The organism is Pseudomonas sp. Rh2 (genome assembly GCF_040762985.1).
Lineage (GTDB): Bacteria > Pseudomonadota > Gammaproteobacteria > Pseudomonadales > Pseudomonadaceae > Aquipseudomonas > Aquipseudomonas taiwanensis.
In genome coordinates this window covers 4,080,354-4,099,439 of the sequence record NZ_CP142890.1, presented here as the reverse complement: position 1 = coordinate 4,099,439, position 19,086 = coordinate 4,080,354, and the positions used below count along the sequence as shown (strand labels likewise).

At 59.1% G+C, this 19,086-nt stretch carries 13 protein-coding genes, 1 other RNA gene and 1 pseudogene; 9 read left to right on the top strand and 6 right to left on the bottom strand.

Annotated elements, in window-relative coordinates; all coding sequences use genetic code 11:
* Positions 1-23: 23 nt before the first annotated feature.
* Together xdhB and xdhA are read right to left on the bottom strand one after the other, a co-directional pair.
* Positions 24-2,420 (bottom strand): xanthine dehydrogenase molybdopterin binding subunit, encoded by a 2,397-nt coding sequence (gene xdhB / locus VXM67_RS18625; protein ID WP_023381439.1) that lies wholly within the window; start codon positions 2,418-2,420, stop codon positions 24-26.
* On the bottom strand, positions 2,413-3,867 hold the full coding sequence (gene xdhA / locus VXM67_RS18620) for a xanthine dehydrogenase small subunit (protein ID WP_023381438.1): 1,455 nt from the start codon (positions 3,865-3,867) through the stop codon (positions 2,413-2,415). Before xdhA ends, xdhB begins: the two co-directional genes overlap by 8 nt.
* Positions 3,868-4,136: 269 nt before the next feature.
* Between xdhA and VXM67_RS18615 the strand changes: the two genes are divergently transcribed.
* From VXM67_RS18615 to VXM67_RS18580, 8 genes and pseudogenes are all read left to right on the top strand, one after another.
* On the top strand, positions 4,137-4,796 hold the full coding sequence (locus VXM67_RS18615; protein WP_023381437.1) for a GntR family transcriptional regulator: 660 nt from the start codon (positions 4,137-4,139) through the stop codon (positions 4,794-4,796).
* Positions 4,797-4,799: 3 nt separating this feature from the next.
* Positions 4,800-8,288: a chromosome segregation protein SMC gene (gene smc, locus VXM67_RS18610; protein ID WP_367237280.1), complete on the top strand. Its 3,489-nt coding sequence runs from the start codon at positions 4,800-4,802 to the stop codon at positions 8,286-8,288.
* Positions 8,289-8,492: 204 nt separating this feature from the next.
* Positions 8,493-9,374, top strand: a complete 882-nt coding sequence (gene zipA / locus VXM67_RS18605; protein ID WP_104881441.1) for a cell division protein ZipA — start codon at positions 8,493-8,495, stop codon at positions 9,372-9,374.
* Between the two features lie 63 nt (positions 9,375-9,437).
* Positions 9,438-11,768, top strand: a complete 2,331-nt coding sequence (ligA, locus tag VXM67_RS18600; protein ID WP_023381434.1) for an NAD-dependent DNA ligase LigA — start codon at positions 9,438-9,440, stop codon at positions 11,766-11,768.
* A gap of 183 nt (positions 11,769-11,951) precedes the next feature.
* Positions 11,952-12,048: signal recognition particle sRNA small type (gene ffs, locus VXM67_RS18595), an RNA gene on the top strand.
* A 217-nt stretch (positions 12,049-12,265) separates the two neighbouring features.
* Entirely contained in the window at positions 12,266-12,706 is a 441-nt protein-coding gene (locus tag VXM67_RS18590; protein ID WP_367237279.1) for a hypothetical protein, read from the top strand.
* 403 nt (positions 12,707-13,109) lie between these two features.
* Positions 13,110-13,487 (top strand): annotated as a pseudogene (locus VXM67_RS18585) (EcoRII N-terminal effector-binding domain-containing protein); the annotation flags it as partial.
* The gene (locus VXM67_RS18580; protein ID WP_367237716.1) at positions 13,473-14,222 is read left to right on the top strand and encodes a type II restriction endonuclease; all 750 of its coding nucleotides are present in this window, start codon (positions 13,473-13,475) and stop codon (positions 14,220-14,222) included. The pseudogene VXM67_RS18585 and the gene VXM67_RS18580, both read left to right, overlap by 15 nt.
* Before the next feature lie 93 nt (positions 14,223-14,315).
* Here VXM67_RS18580 and dcm read toward each other — a convergent pair whose 3' ends face one another.
* Positions 14,316-15,752: a DNA (cytosine-5-)-methyltransferase gene (gene dcm, locus VXM67_RS18575; RefSeq protein ID WP_367237278.1), complete on the bottom strand. Its 1,437-nt coding sequence runs from the start codon at positions 15,750-15,752 to the stop codon at positions 14,316-14,318.
* Between the two features lie 272 nt (positions 15,753-16,024).
* Between dcm and VXM67_RS18570 the strand changes: the two genes are divergently transcribed.
* Complete coding sequence (locus VXM67_RS18570; RefSeq protein ID WP_367237277.1) at positions 16,025-16,459, top strand: very short patch repair endonuclease; 435 nt, start codon at positions 16,025-16,027, stop codon at positions 16,457-16,459.
* A 298-nt stretch (positions 16,460-16,757) separates the two neighbouring features.
* Here VXM67_RS18570 and VXM67_RS18565 read toward each other — a convergent pair whose 3' ends face one another.
* From VXM67_RS18565 to VXM67_RS18555, 3 genes are all read right to left on the bottom strand, one after another.
* Complete coding sequence (locus VXM67_RS18565) at positions 16,758-16,895, bottom strand: helix-turn-helix domain-containing protein (protein WP_367237276.1); 138 nt, start codon at positions 16,893-16,895, stop codon at positions 16,758-16,760.
* Between the two features lie 985 nt (positions 16,896-17,880).
* A complete protein-coding gene (locus VXM67_RS18560; RefSeq protein WP_367237275.1) occupies positions 17,881-18,228 on the bottom strand; it encodes a hypothetical protein in 348 nt (115 codons plus the stop codon).
* 302 nt (positions 18,229-18,530) lie between these two features.
* Positions 18,531-19,076: a recombinase family protein gene (locus tag VXM67_RS18555; RefSeq protein ID WP_367237274.1), complete on the bottom strand. Its 546-nt coding sequence runs from the start codon at positions 19,074-19,076 to the stop codon at positions 18,531-18,533.
* Positions 19,077-19,086 lie beyond the last annotated feature (10 nt).

Here is a 19,086-nt window from a genome sequence, read left to right as displayed (position 1 = left end):
CTCGGCCCGCTTTGGGGGCGGTGTTACTGAGTCTCTGTTTCCAGTTGCGGTTCGGCCGGTTGCGTGGCCACCGCCCTGCGCATCTGCTCACAGCCCCACAACACCCGCTCCGGCGTCGCTGGCGCGTCGATGTTCGGCTGCTCGCGGTAGTCGGCGATGCTGGCTACGGCATCCTTGATCGCGCACCAGGCAGCGATGCCGAGCATGAACGGTGGCTCGCCCACGGCCTTGGAGTGGAACACGGTGTCTTCCGGGTTCTTGCGGTTCTCCACCAGCTTCACGCGCAGGTCCAGCGGCATGTCGGCCACTGCCGGTATCTTGTAGCTGGCCGGGCCGTTGGTCATCAGCTTGCCCTTGGCGTTCCACACCAGTTCCTCGGTGGTGAGCCAGCCCATGCCCTGGATGAAGCCGCCCTCCACCTGGCCGATGTCGATGGCCGGGTTCAGCGAGTCACCGACGTCATGCAGGATGTCGGCGCGCAGCATCTTGTATTCGCCGGTCAGGGTATCGACGATCACCTCCACGCATGCCGCGCCGAAGGCGAAGTAGTAGAACGGCCGGCCACGCGCCTGGCTGCGGTCGTAGTAGATCTTCGGCGTACGGTAGAAACCGGTGCTCGACAGCGAAACCTGGGCGAAGTACGCCAGCTGAACCAGTTGCTCGAAACTGACGATCTGGTCGCGCACCCGTACATGGCCGTTGCGGAACTCGACGTCTTCCTCGGTCACCTGATAGTGGCGTGCGGCGAATTCGGTGAGGCGCTTCTTGAGGATTTCGGCGGCATTCTGCGCCGCTTTGCCATTGAGGTCGGCGCCGCTGGAGGCGGCGGTCGGCGAGGTGTTGGGCACCTTGTCGGTATTGGTGGCGGTGATCTGGATACGGCTGAAGTCGACCTGGAACACCTGGGCGACCACCTGGGCGACCTTGGTGTTCAGACCCTGGCCCATTTCGGTGCCGCCGTGGTTCAGGTGGATGCTACCGTCGGTATAGATGTGGATCAGCGCACCGGCCTGGTTGAGGAAGGTGGCGGTGAACGAAATACCGAACTTGACCGGAGTCAGCGCCAGGCCCTTCTTCAGGATCGGGCTGTTGGCGTTGAAGCGGCGGATCGACTCGCGACGCTCGGCATAGTCGCTGCTGGCTTCCAGTTCGGCGGTCATCTCTTCGAGCATGTTGTGCTCGACCGTCTGGTAGTAATGGGTGACGTTGCGCTCGGTCTTGCCGTAGTAGTTGGCTTTGCGTACCTCCAGCGGGTCGCGACCCAGGTGGCGGGCGATGTGGTCCATCACCTGCTCGATGGCGACCATGCCCTGCGGACCGCCAAAGCCACGGTAGGCGGTGTTGGAGGCGGTGTTGGTCTTGCAACGGTGGCCGTGCACGGTGGCATCGCCCAGGTAATAGGCGTTGTCGGAGTGGAACATGGCGCGGTCGACGATCGAACCGGACAGGTCCGGGGAGTAGCCGCAGTTGCCAGCCAGGTCGAAGGTGATGCCATGCAGGCGGCCGTCATCGTCGAAGCCCACGTCGTACTCGACGTAGAACGGGTGACGTTTGCCGGTCATGGTCATGTCTTCGACGCGCGGCAGGCGCATCTTGGTCGGCTGGCCGGTCAGGCGGGCGATCACCGCGCACAGGCACGCCGGGCTGGCCGCCTGGGTTTCCTTGCCTCCGAAACCGCCGCCCATGCGGCGCATGTCGAGCACGATCTTGTTCATCGGCACGTCCAGCACTTCGGCGACCAGCTTCTGCACCTCGGTGGGGTTCTGGGTCGAGCAGTAGACGATCATGCCGCCATCTTCGGTAGGCATTACCGAAGAGATCTGAGTTTCCAGGTAAAAGTGCTCCTGGCCGCCGATGTGCAGGGTGCCTTGCAGGCGGTGCGCAGCGCTGGCCAGGGCTGCGGCCGAATCGCCACGCTGGTGGGTGTGGCTGTCGAGCACGAAGTGCTTCTTACGAAACGCTTCGACCACATCCAGCACTGGTTCCAGGTCTTCGTACTCGATGATGGCGGCCATGGCCGCACGGCGCGCGGTGTCGAGGTCGCGGGCGGCCACGGCGAGTACCGGTTGGCCGAAGAACTCGACCTTGTCGATGGCCAGCAGCGGGTCACCGGCAACCACCGGGCCGATATCCTTCAGGCCGGGAATGTCTTCGTGGGTAATGGCGATGCGCACACCTTCGAAGGCATAGCAGGGCGTGGTGTCGATGCGCAGGATGCGTGCGTGGGCGCGGTCGGACGTGCGGGCATACACGTGCAGCTGGTTGGGGAACTCCAGGCGATCGTCGATGTACACCGCCTCGCCGGACACATGCTTGTCGGCACTGTCGTGCTTGATGCTGCGGCCAACACCGGTGGTCAGGTCCTGGCGGAACAGTTCGGCCATCTCGGCCTGGCTCTTGGCTGCGTGATGGTTAGACATAAGCGGTCACCCGGGTCTCGATGTATGGCGATTGCTGTTCGATGAAGTACTTGCGCAGCAGGTTCTGCGCGGTCAGCAGGCGGTACTCCTTGCTGGCACGGAAGTCGCTGAGCGGGGTGAAGTCCTCGGCCAGCGCCTGGCAGGCGCGTTCGATGCTGGCCTGGTTCCAAGGCTTGCCGCGCAGTGCGGCTTCGCAGGCCCGGGCACGCTTGGGAATGGCGGCCATCCCGCCGAAGGCAATGCGCACACCGCTGACCACGCCATTTTCGATGCTCAGGTTGAACGCCCCGCACACGGCGGAGATGTCGTCGTCCAGGCGCTTGGACACTTTGTAGGCGCGGAACGCCCAGTCAGCGCTGGCGCGGGGCACGATGATCTTTTCGATGAACTCGCTGTCCTGGCGTGCGGTGATGCGGTAGTCGATGAAATAGTCTTCCAGTGCCAGAGTGCGCTGGCGCTGGCCTTGACGCAACACGATCTGCGCGTCCAGGGCGATCAGCAAGGGTGGCGAGTCGCCAATCGGCGAGGCGTTGCCAATGTTCCCGCCCAGGGTGCCCTGGTTGCGGATCTGCAGCGAGGCGAAGCGGTGGAGCAGGGCGCCGAAGTCAGGGTATTCCTCGTTGAGCGCGCCGTAGCAGTCGGTGAGCGGGGTGGCGGCGCCGATTTCCAAGTGGCTGGCGGTTTTCTCGATGCGCTTGAGTTCGGCGACGTGGCCGACGTAGATCATCACCGGCAAGGTCTTGTGGAACTGGGTGACTTCCAGCGCCAGGTCGGTACCACCGGCCAGCAGGCGTGCCTCGGGGTGGGAACTGTACAAGTCGGCCAGATCGGCCACGGTCAGCGGCACCAGGCAGCGCTTGTCGCCACTGTTGAGCTCGCCGGTCTGGGTCGGGGCAATGGCTTTGAGGCGGCTGATGGTCTGGGCCTGCTGGGCATCGAACTGGTCCCGGCAGGGCTGGGCGCAGCTCTGCTGGGCCGCGTCGAGAATCGGGCGGTAACCGGTGCAACGGCACAGGTTGCCAGCCAGTGCTTCCTGCGCCTGGTGCAGGTCGTGGCCTTCGCTGTTCTTTTGCAGGGCGAACAGCGACATGACAAAACCAGGGGTGCAGAAGCCGCACTGCGAACCGTGGCAGTCGGCCATGGCCTGTTGCACGCTGTGCAGCTTGCCCTGGTGCTTGAGGCCTTCGACGCTGATGAGCTGTTTGCCGTGCAGCGACGAAACGAACGTCAGGCACGAGTTGAGGCTGCGGTAGCGCAAGGTGTCGTTGCCGGCAGCGTCCTGGGTCAGTTCGCCGACTACCACGGTGCAGGCGCCGCAGTCGCCACTGGCGCAGCCCTCCTTGGTGCCGGGTTTGCCCAGGTGCTCGCGCAGGTATTGCAGCACCGTCATGTTCGGGTCCAGGGCGTGCTCACTACGCAGCTCCTGATTGACGAGAAACTGGATCACGGGGAAGGCCTCGCAATGGTTTTATTGTTGTTCGGGCGGACTCTAAGCAGGGCTGACCTGAAGGTCAATATTTTTCTGACTCAAAGGTCAGGAAATTATTCATGCCTACGCCGATTCCACCGAACCCGTCCTTTTCCTAAGCATAGATCGGGCCGTCATCGAGGGCATTGGGCGATGCCAACAAAGGCTGTAGTCCCCCTGCTCGATTGGGCTGCAAGTGCGCTACAATCCCGCCCTTGTCTCCAGTTCAATGATTCTGAAGGAAAACCATGACGTTCAAGGCGCCGGACAGCCTCTCAGAGCAGATTGCCGACTACCTGGCCGAGCGGATCATCCGTGGCGAACTCGCGCCGGGAGAACGTATCCAGGAGCAGAAGGTCACCCAGGCGCTCAATGTCAGCCGTGGCTCGGTGCGTGAGGCCCTGTTGATCCTCGAACGTCGGCATCTGGTCGCGATCTTGCCGCGTCGTGGTGCCCATGTGACCGAACTGGACGAACGCAGCGTGCGCAGCCTGTGCACCTTGATGAGCGAGTTCTACATCCTGCTGGGCAACGCGGTTGCGCAGAAGTGGCGCGTCGAGAGCGACCTGTTGCCATTCTTGGGCATTCAGCAGCGCCTGCAGCAAGCGTGCGCCAACAAGGACATCAAGACCTTCGTCGCCGAAAGTTTTGCCGTGATGCGCGCGGCCTACCCGTTTGCCGACAACCCGTTCCTCCAGGAAACCGTCGAGAACCTGCAGCCGGCCATGAGCCGTGCCTACTACCTGTCACTGGATCAGCGCCAGGCCAACATGAACGACTACCTGGAGCTGTTCGCCCGCTTGCTCGACGCCGTGGTCGCCCGAGACCTGCCGCGCATTCGCGAAGTGCTTACCGCCTACGGCCAGCGTAGTTGCGAACTGGTGCTGGCTGCGTTGGCCCGAGTCTGACCGATGCGCCTAAAGTGCATTCGCCTGGCCGGGTTCAAGTCGTTCGTCGACCCGACCACGGTCAACTTCCCCAGCAACATGGCGGCCGTGGTCGGCCCCAACGGCTGTGGCAAGTCCAACATCATCGACGCGGTGCGTTGGGTGATGGGCGAAAGTTCGGCGAAGAACCTGCGTGGCGAGTCGATGACCGATGTCATCTTCAACGGCTCCACCAGCCGCAAGCCTGTCAGCCAGGCCAGCATCGAACTGGTGTTCGACAACAGTGACAATACCCTGGTGGGCGAATACGCCGCCTATGCGGAGATTTCCATCCGTCGCAAGGTGACCCGCGATGGGCAGAACACCTATTACCTGAACGGTGCCAAGTGCCGTCGGCGTGATATCACCGATATTTTTCTCGGCACCGGCCTGGGCCCGCGCAGCTATTCGATCATCGAACAGGGCATGATCTCCAAGCTGATCGAGGCCAAGCCCGAGGAGCTGCGCAATTTCATCGAGGAAGCCGCTGGCATATCCAAATACAAGGAGCGCCGCCGCGAGACCGAGAACCGCATTCGCCGCACCCAGGAAAACCTGGCGCGCCTGACCGACCTGCGCGAAGAACTGGAGCGCCACTTGGAGCGCCTGCATCGCCAGGCCCAGGCCGCCGAGAAATACCGCGAGTACAAAGCCCAGGAGCGCCAGTTCAAGGCGCGTTTGTCGGCTTTGCGCTGGCGCGACCTAGATGCCCGCGTGCGCCAGCGTGAAGGGGTGATTGGCGATCAGGACGTCGCCCATGAGGCGTTGGTGGCCGAGCAACGCAATGCCGACGCCGCCATCGAGCGTCTGCGCGACGGTCATCACGAGCTGTCCGAACGCTTCAACCAGGTCCAAGGACGTTTCTACTCGGTGGCCGGCGATATCGCCCGGGTCGAGCAGAGCATTCAGCACGGCCAGCAACGCCTTCGTCAGTTGCAGGACGACCTCAAGGAGGCCGAGCGCACGCGACTGGAGACCGAGTCGCACCTGGGCCACGATCGCACCCTGCTGGCCACGCTGGGCGAAGAGCTGGACAGGCTGCTGCCCGAGCAGGAGCTGACCCTGGCCGCGGCCGAGGAGGCTGCCGCCATCCTGGAAGAAGCCGAGCAAGGCATGCACGGCTGGCAAGAGCAGTGGGACAGCTTCAATACCCGCTCTGCCGAACCTCGGCGCCAGGCCGAGGTCCAGCAGTCGCGTCTGCAGCAGCTTGAAGCCAGCCTGGAGCGCCTGAGCGAACGCCAGCGCAAACTGACCGAGGAAGGCGAGCAGCTGGGCGCCGACCCGCAGGATGCCGACATGCGGGCCTTGAGCGAGCAGTTGGCAGGCAGTGAAGTACAGCTTGAAGCGCTGCAGTTGGCGGAAGAGCAACTGGTCGACAGCCTTGAGGGCGTGCGTGAGCAGTTGCAGCAGGCGACCCAAGCGCAGCAGCAGGCGCAGGGCGATCTGCAGCGGCTGGGCGGACGCCTGGCCTCGCTCGAGGCATTGCAGCAGGCCGCCCTCGAACCAGGCGCAGGCATTGCGCAGTGGTTGAGCGAACAAGGCCTGGCGCACCAGCCCCGGCTGGCCGAGGGCTTGCGTGTCGAGCCGGGTTGGGAGCTGGCCGTGGAGACGGTGCTCGGAGCTGACTTGCAAGCGGTGTTGGTCAATGACTTCGCCGGGCTTGATTTCACGCACCTCGAGCAGGGCGAGCTGCGTTTGCTGCTGGCCGACGAGGAGGGTGCGCGCCCGGCCGGCAGCCTGCTGGACAAGGTCGAAGGTCGTACCGACCTGGCCCCGTGGCTGGCCCAGGTCAGGCCGGTGGAGGACTTCGCGCAAGCCTTGGCCCTGCGCGCCTCCCTGGGCGAAGGTCAGAGCTTGGTGAGCCGCGACGGCTACTGGGTGGGCCGGCACTTCCTGCGCATCAGCCGTGGTGGAGACGCCCAGGGTGGTGTGCTGGCCCGTGGCCAGGAAATCGAGCGCCTGGGCTTCGACCAGGCTGAGCAGGAGGCGGCGCTCGAGGTGCTCGAACAACGGTTGCAGGCCCTGCGCGAGCAGCAACTGGACCACGAAGAGCAGCGAGAGCAACTGCGCCGCCGCACCCAGGAGCAAACCCTACAGCACGGCGAGCTCAACTCGCGCCTGTCGGCCGCCCGTGCGCGTGCCGAGCAGTTGGAACTGCGCCGCGGCCGCTTGCACGAAGAGCTGGTCGAGTTGCAGGAGCAACGCGCCGTGGAGCATGAGCAATTGGGCGAAGCGCGCCTGTTGCTGCAAGAGGCGCTGGACCTCATGGCACAGGACGCCGAGCAGCGCGAAGCGCTGATGGCCCGGCGCGATACCTTGCGCGAGGGTCTCGACCGTGTGCGACAGGAGGCCCGTCAGCACAAGGACCATGCCCACCAACTCGCCGTGCGCCTGGGTTCGTTGCGCGCCCAGCACGACTCCACTCGCCAGGCTCTGGAGCGTCTGGAGCAGCAGGCTGCGCGCCTTGGCGAGCGCCAGGAGCAATTGAGCCTCAATCTGGAGGAAGGCGAAGCGCCGCTCGAAGAACTGCGTCTGAAGCTGGAGGAGTTGCTGGAGCGGCGCATGAGCGTCGACGAGGAAATGCGCCAGGCGCGTCTGCACATGGATGAGGCCGACCGCGAACTGCGAGAGGCCGAGAAGCGCCGTACCCAGGCCGAACAGCAGGCACAGTTGCTGCGTGGCCAGTTGGAGCAGTTGCGCCTGGAGTGCCAGGGCCTGGACGTGCGCCGCAAGACGCTGCAGGAGCAACTTCTGGCCGATGGCTATGATTTGCAGGGCGTGCTCGCCACGTTGGAACCTGAGGCCAGCGAGCAGGGCACCGAGCAGGAGCTTGAGCAGTTGGAGGCGCGCATCCAGCGCCTGGGCGCGATCAACCTGGCGGCGATCGAAGAATACGAGCAGCAGTCCGAGCGCAAGCGCTATCTGGATGCTCAGGACGCCGACCTGGTCGAAGCTCTGGAGACCCTGGAGAACGTCATTCGCAAGATCGACAAGGAAACCCGCAACCGCTTCAAGGATACCTTTGATCAGATAAATGCCGGATTACAGGCGCTTTTCCCAAAAGTTTTCGGTGGCGGCAGCGCGTATCTGGAACTGACGGGCGAAGATTTACTCGATACAGGGGTGACGATCATGGCGCGTCCGCCGGGCAAGAAGAACAGCACCATCCATTTGCTGTCCGGCGGCGAAAAGGCACTGACCGCATTGGCGCTGGTGTTTGCCATCTTCAAGTTGAACCCCGCACCGTTCTGCATGCTCGACGAAGTCGATGCACCGCTGGACGATGCCAACGTCGGGCGCTACGCCCGTTTGGTCAAGGACATGAGTGAAAGCGTGCAATTTATCTACATCACCCACAACAAGATTGCCATGGAGATGGCCGATCAATTGATGGGGGTGACCATGCATGAGCCTGGGTGCTCACGTCTTGTTGCAGTTGATGTGGAGGAGGCTCTGGCCATGGTCGACGCCTGATGAGCGAAGATAGGGCAGAATGTGTGGGCAAATGCCCCCGTCATGTGCGACAGACGGTGTAAAGTTGTCTTTGGTCGTGCTAGCTTAATGTCACTCGTTTTTTGCGTGGGTAAAACGCCTGTCAGAACATAGAGTTGGCGCCACGTGTTAAAGGGCTTTGAACCCTTTGTTTTCAAGCATATTTTTATAGAGGCACGGGATTACATGGAAATCGGTCTGCGCGAGTGGCTGATCGTCATCGGCATCATTGTCATCGCCGGTATTCTTTTCGACGGCTGGCGCCGCATGCGCGGCGGTAAAGGCAAGTTGAAGTTCCGTCTGGATCGCAGCTACTCCAACCTGCCGGACGACGAAGGCAGTGCCGAGGTGCTTGGCCCATCGCGGGTACTGGACACCCACAAGGAGCCGGAGCTGGACGAGAGCGACCTGCCTTCGGTCAGTGCGCCCGAGCGTGAGCGTGAGCGCGAACCCAAGCCTGCCAAGGCCAACAAGCGCGGCAAGCGTACCGCGCAAGCCCAACAGGGTGACCTGAACCTGGTTGCCGAGCAGCGCGAGCCCGACCTGTTCGACGATGCCGATGAAGGTCTGGCCGCCGACAACAATCGCAACAGCGGTTTTGCTGCCAGCGGCAACGCGGCCAAAGAGCTGCCACCTGTCGAAGAGGTGCTGGTGATCAGTGTCATCTCCCGTGACGAAGGTGGTTTCAAGGGGCCGGCGCTGCTGCAGAACATTCTCGAGAGCGGCCTGCGCTTCGGTGAAATGGATATTTTCCACCGTCACGAAAGCATGGCCGGTCACGGCGAAGTGCTGTTCTCGATGGCCAACGCGGTCAAGCCAGGCGTCTTCGACCTGGACGACATCGACCACTTCAGCACCCGGGCCGTGAGTTTCTTCCTCGGTCTGCCAGGCCCGCGCCATCCAAAGCAGGCCTTCGATGTGATGGTGGCCGCGGCACGCAAGCTGGCCCATGAGCTCAATGGCGAGCTCAAGGACGACCAGCGCAGCGTGCTGACCGCCCAGACCATCGAGCACTACCGCCAGCGTATCGTCGAGTTCGAGCGCCGTGCGTTGACTCAGAAGCGCTGACAGAAGGATCCAAACGAAAGAGCAGCCTGTTGGCTGCTTTTTTGCTTTGCAAGAGAGCCAAAAATGACTGCCGAAACCCGAATTCTCGAACTGCGAGCCGAGCTCGATCAGCACAACTACCGCTATTACGTGCTCGACGAGCCAAGCATCCCAGATGCCGAGTACGACCGCCTGTTCAACGAACTCAAGGCGCTGGAGGCCGAATACCCGCACCTGGTGACGCCCGACTCGCCGACCCAGCGTGTCGGTGGTCATGCCTTGGCGGCATTCAGCCAGGTCCGTCACGAAGTGCCGATGCTCAGCCTCGGCAACGCCTTCGACGAGGCCGACCTGCGCGAGTTCGGCCGGCGCGTGGCCGAAGGGCTCGATCAGTCCGGTGCGGTCGATTTCAGTTGCGAGCCCAAGCTCGATGGCCTTGCGGTCAGCCTGTTGTACCGTGATGGCCAGTTGGTGCAAGGCGCGACCCGAGGTGATGGCACCACCGGCGAGGACATCAGCGCCAACGTGCGCACCGTGCGGAATATCCCGCTCAAGCTCCAGGGCCAGGGGTGGCCTGCCGTGCTTGAAGTGCGCGGTGAGGTGTACATGAGCAAGGCCGGGTTCGACCGGCTCAACGCTGTCCAGGCCGCTGCTGGCGGCAAGACCTTCGCCAACCCACGCAACGCGGCGGCCGGCAGCCTGCGTCAGTTGGACCCGAAGATCACTGCCAGTCGCCCGCTGGAATTCTGCAGCTATGGCGTGGGGCAGGTCTCCGAGAGCATCGGCGAAAGCCACATTGGTATCCTCGAACAACTCAAGCAATGGGGCCTGCCGATCAGCCGCGAACTCAAGCACGCGGCGGGCATCGAAGAGTGCCTGGCCTATTACCACGACATCGGTGAGCGGCGTAGCAGCCTGGCCTACGAAATCGACGGCGTGGTGTTCAAGGTCAACAGTCTGGCCGCGCAGCGCGAGCTGGGCTTCCGCGCCCGAGAGCCGCGCTGGGCCGTGGCCCACAAGTTCCCCGCCATGGAAGAGCTGACCGAAGTGCTGGATGTCGAGTTCCAGGTCGGTCGTACCGGAGCGGTCACTCCCGTGGCACGCCTGAAGCCGGTCAAGGTCGCCGGCGTGACCGTGTCAAACGCCACCCTGCACAACATGGATGAAATTGCGCGCTTGGGGCTGCGTATCGGTGACACGGTGATCATTCGCCGCGCCGGTGACGTTATCCCGCAGGTGATGCAGGTGGTGCTCGAGCGTCGTCCCGAAGATGCCCGTCCGGTGGAGGTGCCTAGCGAATGCCCGGTGTGCGGCTCGCAGGTCGAGCGCACCCAGTTGGTCAAGCGCAGCAAGGGCAAGGAAACCACCAGCGAGGGCGCGGTGTATCGCTGTGTCGGTCGCCTGGCCTGCGGTGCCCAGCTCAAGCAAGCGATCATTCACTACGTGTCCCGTCGCGCCATGGACATCGACGGCCTGGGTGAAAAGAGCGTCGAGCAGTTGGTGGATGAGGGGCTGATCGGCTCGCCGGCGGACCTGTACAAGCTGGCGTTCGAGCAGATCGTTGGTCTGGAAGGTTTCGCTGAGGTCTCCAGCAAGAAGCTGCTGGACGCCATCGAGGCCAGCAAGCGCCCGAGCCTTGCACGCTTCATCTATGCCTTGGGCATTCCGGATGTGGGCGAGGAGACCGCCAAGGTCCTGGCTCGCTCGCTGGGTAGCCTGGCGCGGGTTCAGAAGGCGCTGCCGCAGGTGCTGACCTACCTGCCGGACATCGGGCTCGAAGTGGCCTATGAGATTCATAACTTCTTTGAAGACGACCACAACCGCAAGGTCATCGAGCAACTGTTCGCCAGCGGCATGCAGTTGCAGGACGAGGGCGAGGTGGCAGCGGAGTTCGCGGCCAGCACCACCTTGGCCGGCATGATCGCCAAGCTCGACATCGCCTCGGTCGGCCCGACGGGGGCGGAAAAGCTGGTGGCCAAGCTCGACAGCCTGGACAAGATCATCGAAGCCGACGGCATCGACTTGCGCCAGGTCTTGAACACCAAGCAGGCCGATGCAGTGCGCGAATTCTTCCGCGACGAGGCCAACCAGAAGCTTGCACGGGCTCTCGAGGCTCAGTTGCTGGAGTTCGGCATGCACTGGAGCAATGAGAAAAAAGTTGCCGAAGGGCTGCCGCTGGCCGGTCAGACCTGGGTGCTGACCGGGACCCTGGAGCGCATGAGTCGCGACATCGCCAAGGAAAAACTCGAAAGCCTGGGCGCCAAGGTAGCCGGCTCGGTGTCCGGCAAGACCCATTGCGTGGTTGCCGGTCCCGGTGCCGGTTCCAAGCTGGCCAAGGCCAGTGAGCTGGGGGTGAGGGTGCTGGATGAGGATGCATTTGTTGCGTTCTTGGCCGATCAGGGTATTGCTATCTAGGGGCCTGCCGTCATCCTGGGGCGTCGCGGCCCGTGTAGCGGCCGGCTTAGCGGCGACGAGTCAGGCGCGTCAGGACAAGTCATTGAGAAATGATGACTTTTTCTCGCCGCAGAGGTTGTAAGTTCGCCCCAGACCGGTACAATGGCGCGGCTCGTCACATGGCGAGCCGCGTAGTGGTGGCCCCATCGGTCCCCCCGCATTGATTAACCGTTAACCCGGTCAGGCCCGGAAGGGAGCAGCCGTAGCGGTGACATCGAGTGCCGGGGTGTGGCTGGTGGGGCCGCCTCCATTACGCAAGTCCTTGAATTCTCAAGGATTTCTCGCTCAAAAATCTCGAAGTGGACCAGTGCCGTAGTACACCTAAGTGGTGCGCTGTGCTGAGCATTCTAATGGACTGTAATTCCCCGAGCTAGGCTGCTGTCACTCATGTCTCAAAACTAGTCGCGTCCGCTAGGTTGCTCTAATGTTAGGGCTCCAATTCTCTACAGGGCAGTAGCATGGACATTGCAGCACTCAACGGTGTGGTGCAGGGGATCAACCTAACCAAACAACTCGCCAAGGCGGCGTTTGATGGGAGGGTGGATGCTGAGGCTAAAGCGAAGATCGGTGAAGTCCTTGAAAAACTGGGGGACGTGCAAGATGGGATGTTCAATCTGAGGGAAGACCTACACAGGCTCCAGCTAGAGCGAGACGATCTGAAGAAGAAGCTGGATGCCGCAGACTCGTGGCAAAAACGAGCAGCCGCTTACAAACTTACGCAAACAGCGGGCGGTGCAGTTGTCTACATTTCGAATGACGAAACGCCCCATTTCGCCTGCCCAAGCTGCTTTAACAAGAAAGAAATCCACCCGCTCCAAGACAATCGGACCGCCCGAGGCAAGTTCCGTTGCACTGGGTGCACGGCAGAATTCCCCATAAAGCCTCCAAGAGGAGCGTGAGCGTGCGTAGGCTTTTGGGCGTTTTTGCCGTGGCCTCCAATTGATTCTTTGTCACGTGCCACATGACGAGCTGTGATCCGCTCCGTTGCCCAGTGAGGTTAAAATGCTTTGGCTCATTATTGATGTGGCATTGCGCCTCTCAATTGACGCACTGGGCTGTGCGGATGCTGCTCATTGTCCCTCGCTTAGAGCCTTCGGGTTATGAGAAAATCATTTGAACCGCAAACGGCTTGCAGCAATTTGGTGAGCCTAATCTGCGTATTCCTTTTCGATTTCAAATTAATTGGTCAGTAATCCTTCACATGACAAGCTTTTCTCAATGGATTGAAAACAAGAACAGTGTTGAGTGGTGGATCTACGCTAAGCGCCTGTCAGCCAATGACACCGGCCTGACGGGGGGCATCAAGTTGGCATCTACCTGCCCAAGGCTGCGGTAGGCGCGACATTGCCTTCGATCTCGGCCACGACACTCCAAAACCCTGAATGCAGTCTCAAAGCGCAGATTGCCTCGCACGGGCTTCCGGAGCAGACCCTTAGGGGTATTTACTACAACAATCGCCTTTTCGGAGGGTCTCGTAACGAGCATCGCCTCACGAGATGGAACACTGATGTCAAGGACAGCCCCATTCTAGACCCTGAAAGTACCGGGGCGCTGGCCTTCTTTGCGTTCTACGTGCCGAATGTTGGAAAGGATGCTGAGTTTCTGGACGTCTGGATCTGCAAGGGCTTGGAGGAGGAGGAGCTTGTCGAGAATCAGATTGGCGAAGTGATCCCCGGTAAGTGGCTTTTGGGTAGAGGCGACAGGTTATTCGCAGGCTTCGCTTATAGGCCGGATGCAGAGCCTAGTAGTGTAAGAGTTCCGCTAGGCTGGGTAGACGTCTTCCCCAGTGGCGAAGAGATTATCGCCTACCTTCCGGAGGTCTTCCGGTTTTTAAAGACAACGCCCGATGATCTCATCATCGAGCGGCGAGACAGCGAGTACAAGCTATTCCGGCAGATCGAGGAACTCCACATTCTGCATCAGGTGAGAAAGGGGTTCGACTCCGTAGACGAGTTCATGCAGGTGGCAAACTCTGTCAGTAACCGCCGTAAGTCGAGGTCGGGAAAGTCGCTGGAGATCCATCTTGAGCATCTGTTCCAGCAGTTTGGCCTTGAGGCGTTCAGCACCCAGTGTAAGACGGAAGGTAACAAGCGACCCGACTTTATCTTTCCTTCTTGTACTGCCTATCATGATCAGGGGTTCCCTGAGGAAAAACTGCGAATGCTAGCGGTCAAGACGACCTGTAAGGATCGCTGGCGCCAGATTCTCAATGAGGCCAATCGGATTGAGAATATCCATCTGTTCACCCTTCAGGAGGGGGTGTCGCCTCAGCAGTTCACTGAAATGACTACTGAGAAAGTTACATTGGTCGTGCCTGAGCCGTTGCACAAGAAGTATCCGCCAGAGGTGCGTGACAAGCTTTTGTCCCTGAATGGATTCATCGAGGAGACAAGAGGGTTAGGCCGGAATATCTAAGGTGGGGCCGAAGAAGTTACTTAAGGAGCAGCTTATGAAAGCTGCTCCTTGAGCCTCAATGGTTTACTGCGAAGTAGTTACCTTGACGCAATATCAGTCGACGAGGGGCATTTCCAGTTGTGGTCTTTCGATCTCCTCGTTCTTTCTCTTGGCAGCGAGAATGCGGTCTTTCATCATTCGAGCTACTGCTTCAAAGACTGGAACGGCAACCGAGTTGCCAAACTGGCGGTACGCCTGTGTATCTGAAACAGGAATGACAAATGAGCTTTCACCCGGCTTGTCGAATCCCATAAGACGAGCACATTCCTGAGGTGTCAACCGGCGGGGGCGGTTCATCTGGTTGATTTCGCTATGGAAATCCAATTTCTCTGAGAAGCCTCGGTCAACTAGAATCTCAGAGCCGTCCTTGTGATATCGAGCCGATAGCGTGCGGGCTACGCTATTCGGGCCAGTCAGCCCGAAACCGAACCCATTACCTTTTTCCTTGTGCTTCTGAGCATACTTGTACAGGTACTCCCAGAGCTTGGGTGTGAGGATGTACTTACTGTCTACGTCTTTATCAAGAAGGTCGCCAAATGACGGGCGTTGCGTAGGTTGATACTTGACGATGTCCTTCAGTGTGAAGCCTTGATGGACATTGAGGTCTCTTCTAAAACCCACTAATACGATACGTTCGCGGTGTTGTGGCAGAAACTTCATGGCATCTATGACCTTAGGGTCAAAGCCCTTTGGTGCATTGATGTCAGCAACCTCATAGCCGAGTTCATCCAGCGTTTCGCAGATTATGCGGAAGGTATTACCTTTGTCGTGACTTTTGAGGTTCTTCACGTTCTCTAGCAAAAACGCGGCAGGACGTTTGGCCGCAATGATTCGGGCGACGTCAAAAAACAATGTCCCTTGGGTTTCGCATTCAAACCCGTGCTTGCGGCCTAAAGAGTTCTTTTTAGACACGCCAGCCAAAGAGAATGGTTGGCAAGGAAAGCCGGCAAGTAGCACGTCATGATCGGGAATTTCACGATCTATGTTGCGGTATGCCTCTTCCTCGCTGATTTCAGGTTTGTCGGAGAGGGTGACTGACCTTATGTCCAGATTAAAGCGATGTCGAGCGGGGTCACAGTAGTGGTTGGCCTTGTATGTGCGGACCGCGTACTTGTTCCACTCGGAGGTGAAGAGGCACTCGCCCCCGATTGCTTCAAACCCCTTGCGTATGCCGCCGATACCTGCAAACAGGTCGATGAAAGAGAACGTACGCTTGCCTTCGACTTTACTGGGCAGAAGGGCACTCAACCGCTTGTGATCAACATAGGATAGCTTTGGCGATGCCTTGCCTTTGTACCAGCGGTTGATTGTTTCTCGACACCAATGGCCGGGGCTGGCCTCGTTAAGTACCTCGGCAAGGTACCCTTGGTCATAAATTTCGAGCAATTGGTGCAGGAGTGCCAGATCGCTGCCTGCATCGTCATCTGATCGGTCTGCGACAGAGGTGGTGTCGTCCGAGTGGGTAGGTAGCTCAGTATCAAGGAAATTCATTGGCGATCTTCTGGGTCAAATCTGTGACGAGGTATCACTATAGTATCCCTATTTCGTCAAATGTGAAGCCCTTTATGCGGGAGCTTGATGGCATAGGTCGGTATCGTGCGTTAAAGTTTGCTGTATATCAATACAGTGTATGGTATGGGGCGCAACTGGTCGAGACTCGCTCATGCTGGAGGTAGACATCCCTCTCGGCAAGCGACCAAAATCTGATCATTTGGTGAGCTCCAAGGCGCTGTTGAACTGCAGAATTTCAATTGGGTACCGACATGGATAGAGTGGACACAGCTACTCGCTCCAGAATGATGGCTGCGATTCGCGGCAAGGACACTGAGCCGGAAATGATCGTTAGGCGATTCCTGCATAGGCGGGGTTATCGCTACCGGCTCCACCGGAAAGATCTACCGGGCAAGCCTGATCTGGTACTCCCTCGCCTGAAAGTGTGCATTTTTGTCCATGGTTGCTTTTGGCATCGTCATTCGGGGTGTGCCTTCGCAACGACTCCTAGCACACGACTTGATTTCTGGAGCGAGAAGTTCAAGAAGAACGTGGCGAGAGATTTGGCGAACATTGACGCACTTGAAGCCGCAGGCTGGAGTGTGTTGATCGTATGGGAGTGCCAGCTAAAAAGGGGGCTCGACACGTTGGAGAGGCTGGATCAGAAGCTACGGCTGCTTGACTCAACTCGGTCGGCTAGTCATTAGGCATTGAGGTTGATGGGGTTGCGGCCCGAGAGGAAGTTTTCAATCACCCCAGCTTGAAAGAGATAGTTCACGCGATTCCATCGCCCGCGCCGCGAGAGGTAAGCACTTCGGGCAGGTTCTTGATTTCTGGCTGGAAATTGTAAGTCAAGGCGAGGGTCGTTCGGAAGCCGGGATAGGCGCTGGAAACGCCAGTTTTGAGGGAGCGCTGCTTAACGCTGTGCGACCTGCCCAAGCAGAACGCTGAGCTTTTCTAGAATAACTTGGTGTCCATCTGTAGCTGCCTGAGAGGGTGACCCTCCTAGGCGGGGGTGTTTGAGAATGCCTGCTCGTAGATTGCTGCCTTCTTAGCTCGCCGGACGGTTGATGGGTTGATACCCAGTTCGGAGGCCGCAGCACGTACCGTCTTGCCTTCTGCCAGCAGTGTCGGGTACACCATCACCATTCATACCGATGGCAGGCTTTGCACAACTGAGTCAGAGACGGTGTATCGCTACGCGGGTGTTGATCGGCGTGAGGATATGTACATGCTTGCCGTGGTGGGGGGGTAAGGAATTGCTTGTATCCAAAATTGCCGAAGAAGTGTTTGATGAGTGGTGGGAGCCGGATGATGGCGATGAGGTGGTTGAGTCAACGGACATTGACGGCTATGAGTGAGTGGCAGTCGCACACTGAGATAACCATGGTCACTTATGTGGCTGGAGGCCACGGAAGACGTGGGTTATCGTGCTGCTGATTCTGTGAGAATCACACCAGATAATGGGTGGTTTTTTTAACGGGAATGAAAAAGCCCAGCGGGCTAGGCTGGGCTCGTGGTCAGATGAGGTGACTGTTCCCGTATTGCTTGAGAAATTTATCTACCATCGGCTGATCGAAGCACTCAGCATTAGTGGTAACTCGTAGCACCCTCTTGCCCTCCTTTGCTGCATCCTTGTGCACGAGGTCGCTAACAAGAGTGCGGTAATCGTCCTTTAGCTCGCTGCATTGCTCTTTGGTTGGCCTAGGAAGGTTCACAATGAAAGGGCCATCGCACTGCTCCTGCACATCACCTGTCAGAAGGGTGCACAAAGATACAGCCACATACCAACTCATGCCCTTACCCCCGGCTCACGCCACTGACCAACTCTTTTATAGTGCATCTTGCACATATCCACTTTCCTATCGACAGCTGAATTAGCCCCACTTAAAGGACTCTAAAATCGTTCCGATAACCAGCCAAAAGCTGGGCCAAGGGTTTCGTTTCTTCTTGTCAGACTGTACAGGCTGTGTTTCCTCGCCCCTTACCAGAACACTTTGGTAGCACTGCAAGTCAATCTCAAGGCCGTTTGTGGTGTGGCGGGCTGTCTTGTGGCTTAACTTCTCCCACCACTGGAAATCCAAGCTAAATCGTGCACCCGGTGGCAGGGAGTCAAACCTAACGCGCTTCAATCATCCACCGAAGGCTCAATCAAACCCATCTTCACCTTGTGGTTACGAAGCTCGCCTTGTGCGGCTGCTAGCTGGCCTTCCAAATCCTTCACTGCATTTTCTAGGAATTTCAGCAAGCGTTGATTGCGGTCGTCACGCTCTTGTGCTTCGAACTCAGCAAGGAGGCTAGCACCCGTGCGACTGGTGGTCTTGCTACTAGAGTCACCAGCTTCGTCCAACCACGCTTTCAGGATTTGGTAGGCAGGTTTGTGGTCACGCTTCTTGCAGAATACGGTGATACCGTCGCCCGAAGCCTTGTACTCAGCAATGATAGCCGCCTTCTGCTCGTCGGTGTACCTAGCCATTTGTGCAACTCCAGTGTTGAATGTTTGCTGTGAAAATTAAGGTGAATCGTAACACTCAATGTGTGATTTTTGGGAGAGGTGATTCTGTCGAAATTCCAAATTTTTTGCCGAAACAGGTTGCACATTCGATGTGCTTTCAGTTTCTGGTGGCAAAAATAACGTATGGCAAAGGGTAAGCGCTGGCGCGTATAGCCAGAGAACCAGCTGATGGGCTTAGCCCATTCGCCAGAGGGCAAATGGAAAGCTGAGTGAATTCTAAATAAGTGTGACACGCCAGAAAGAAATCTGGCATGCCGGTACGGCTAGACAGGCAGCTGCTTGCTGGCACGCTGCACAGTGGACAGGGATACATTCAGTTGCTCAGCAGCCTTACGGAATGACACACCAGAAGCGAGCAGTGAGCGGATAGCGGTGTCATCCACCTGCTTTGGACGGCCTTTGTAGACGCCCTTGGCCTTAGCCTTGGCGATGCCTTCCCGCTGGCGCTCCTTGATCACCTCACGCTCAAACTGGGCGAATGCACCCAGCATGTTGAACATCAGGGTTTGCATCGGGTTGCTTTCACCAGTGAAAAGCATGTTCTCCTTGTGAAACCGAACGCCTACGCCTTTGGCGTTGAGGGTGGAGACGATTTCTATAAGGTTTGCCATTGAGCGTGCAAGGCGGTCAATGCTGTGCACGTGCAGAGTGTCGCCCTCACGGCAGAAATCCATGGCCGCTTGAAGCCGGGGGCGGTCCAGGGTGGCACCGCTCACTTTCTCTTCAAACGTCTTCTGCACGAGAACGCCATCCAACTGGCGGTCGGTGTTTTGGTCAACCGAACTCACACGGATATAGCCAACGTCCATTTTGCACCCT

Excerpts from the sequence above, each read along its gene's own strand:
- dcm (WP_367237278.1), bottom strand. The coding sequence starts at position 15,752 with ATGAATTTCCTTGATACTGAGCTACCTACCCACTCGGACGACACCACC.
- VXM67_RS18555 (WP_367237274.1), bottom strand. The coding sequence starts at position 19,076 with ATGGACGTTGGCTATATCCGTGTGAGTTCGGTTGACCAAAACACCGAC.
- VXM67_RS18565 (WP_367237276.1), bottom strand. The coding sequence starts at position 16,895 with ATGGTGTACCCGACACTGCTGGCAGAAGGCAAGACGGTACGTGCTGCG.
- ligA (WP_023381434.1), top strand. The coding sequence starts at position 9,438 with ATGACTGCCGAAACCCGAATTCTCGAACTGCGAGCCGAGCTCGATCAG.
- smc (WP_367237280.1), top strand. The coding sequence starts at position 4,800 with ATGCGCCTAAAGTGCATTCGCCTGGCCGGGTTCAAGTCGTTCGTCGAC.
- xdhB (WP_023381439.1), bottom strand. The coding sequence starts at position 2,420 with ATGTCTAACCATCACGCAGCCAAGAGCCAGGCCGAGATGGCCGAACTG.
- VXM67_RS18570 (WP_367237277.1), top strand. The coding sequence starts at position 16,025 with ATGGATAGAGTGGACACAGCTACTCGCTCCAGAATGATGGCTGCGATT.
- VXM67_RS18560 (WP_367237275.1), bottom strand. The coding sequence starts at position 18,228 with ATGGCTAGGTACACCGACGAGCAGAAGGCGGCTATCATTGCTGAGTAC.
- zipA (WP_104881441.1), top strand. The coding sequence starts at position 8,493 with ATGGAAATCGGTCTGCGCGAGTGGCTGATCGTCATCGGCATCATTGTC.
- VXM67_RS18615 (WP_023381437.1), top strand. The coding sequence starts at position 4,137 with ATGACGTTCAAGGCGCCGGACAGCCTCTCAGAGCAGATTGCCGACTAC.
- VXM67_RS18590 (WP_367237279.1), top strand. The coding sequence starts at position 12,266 with ATGGACATTGCAGCACTCAACGGTGTGGTGCAGGGGATCAACCTAACC.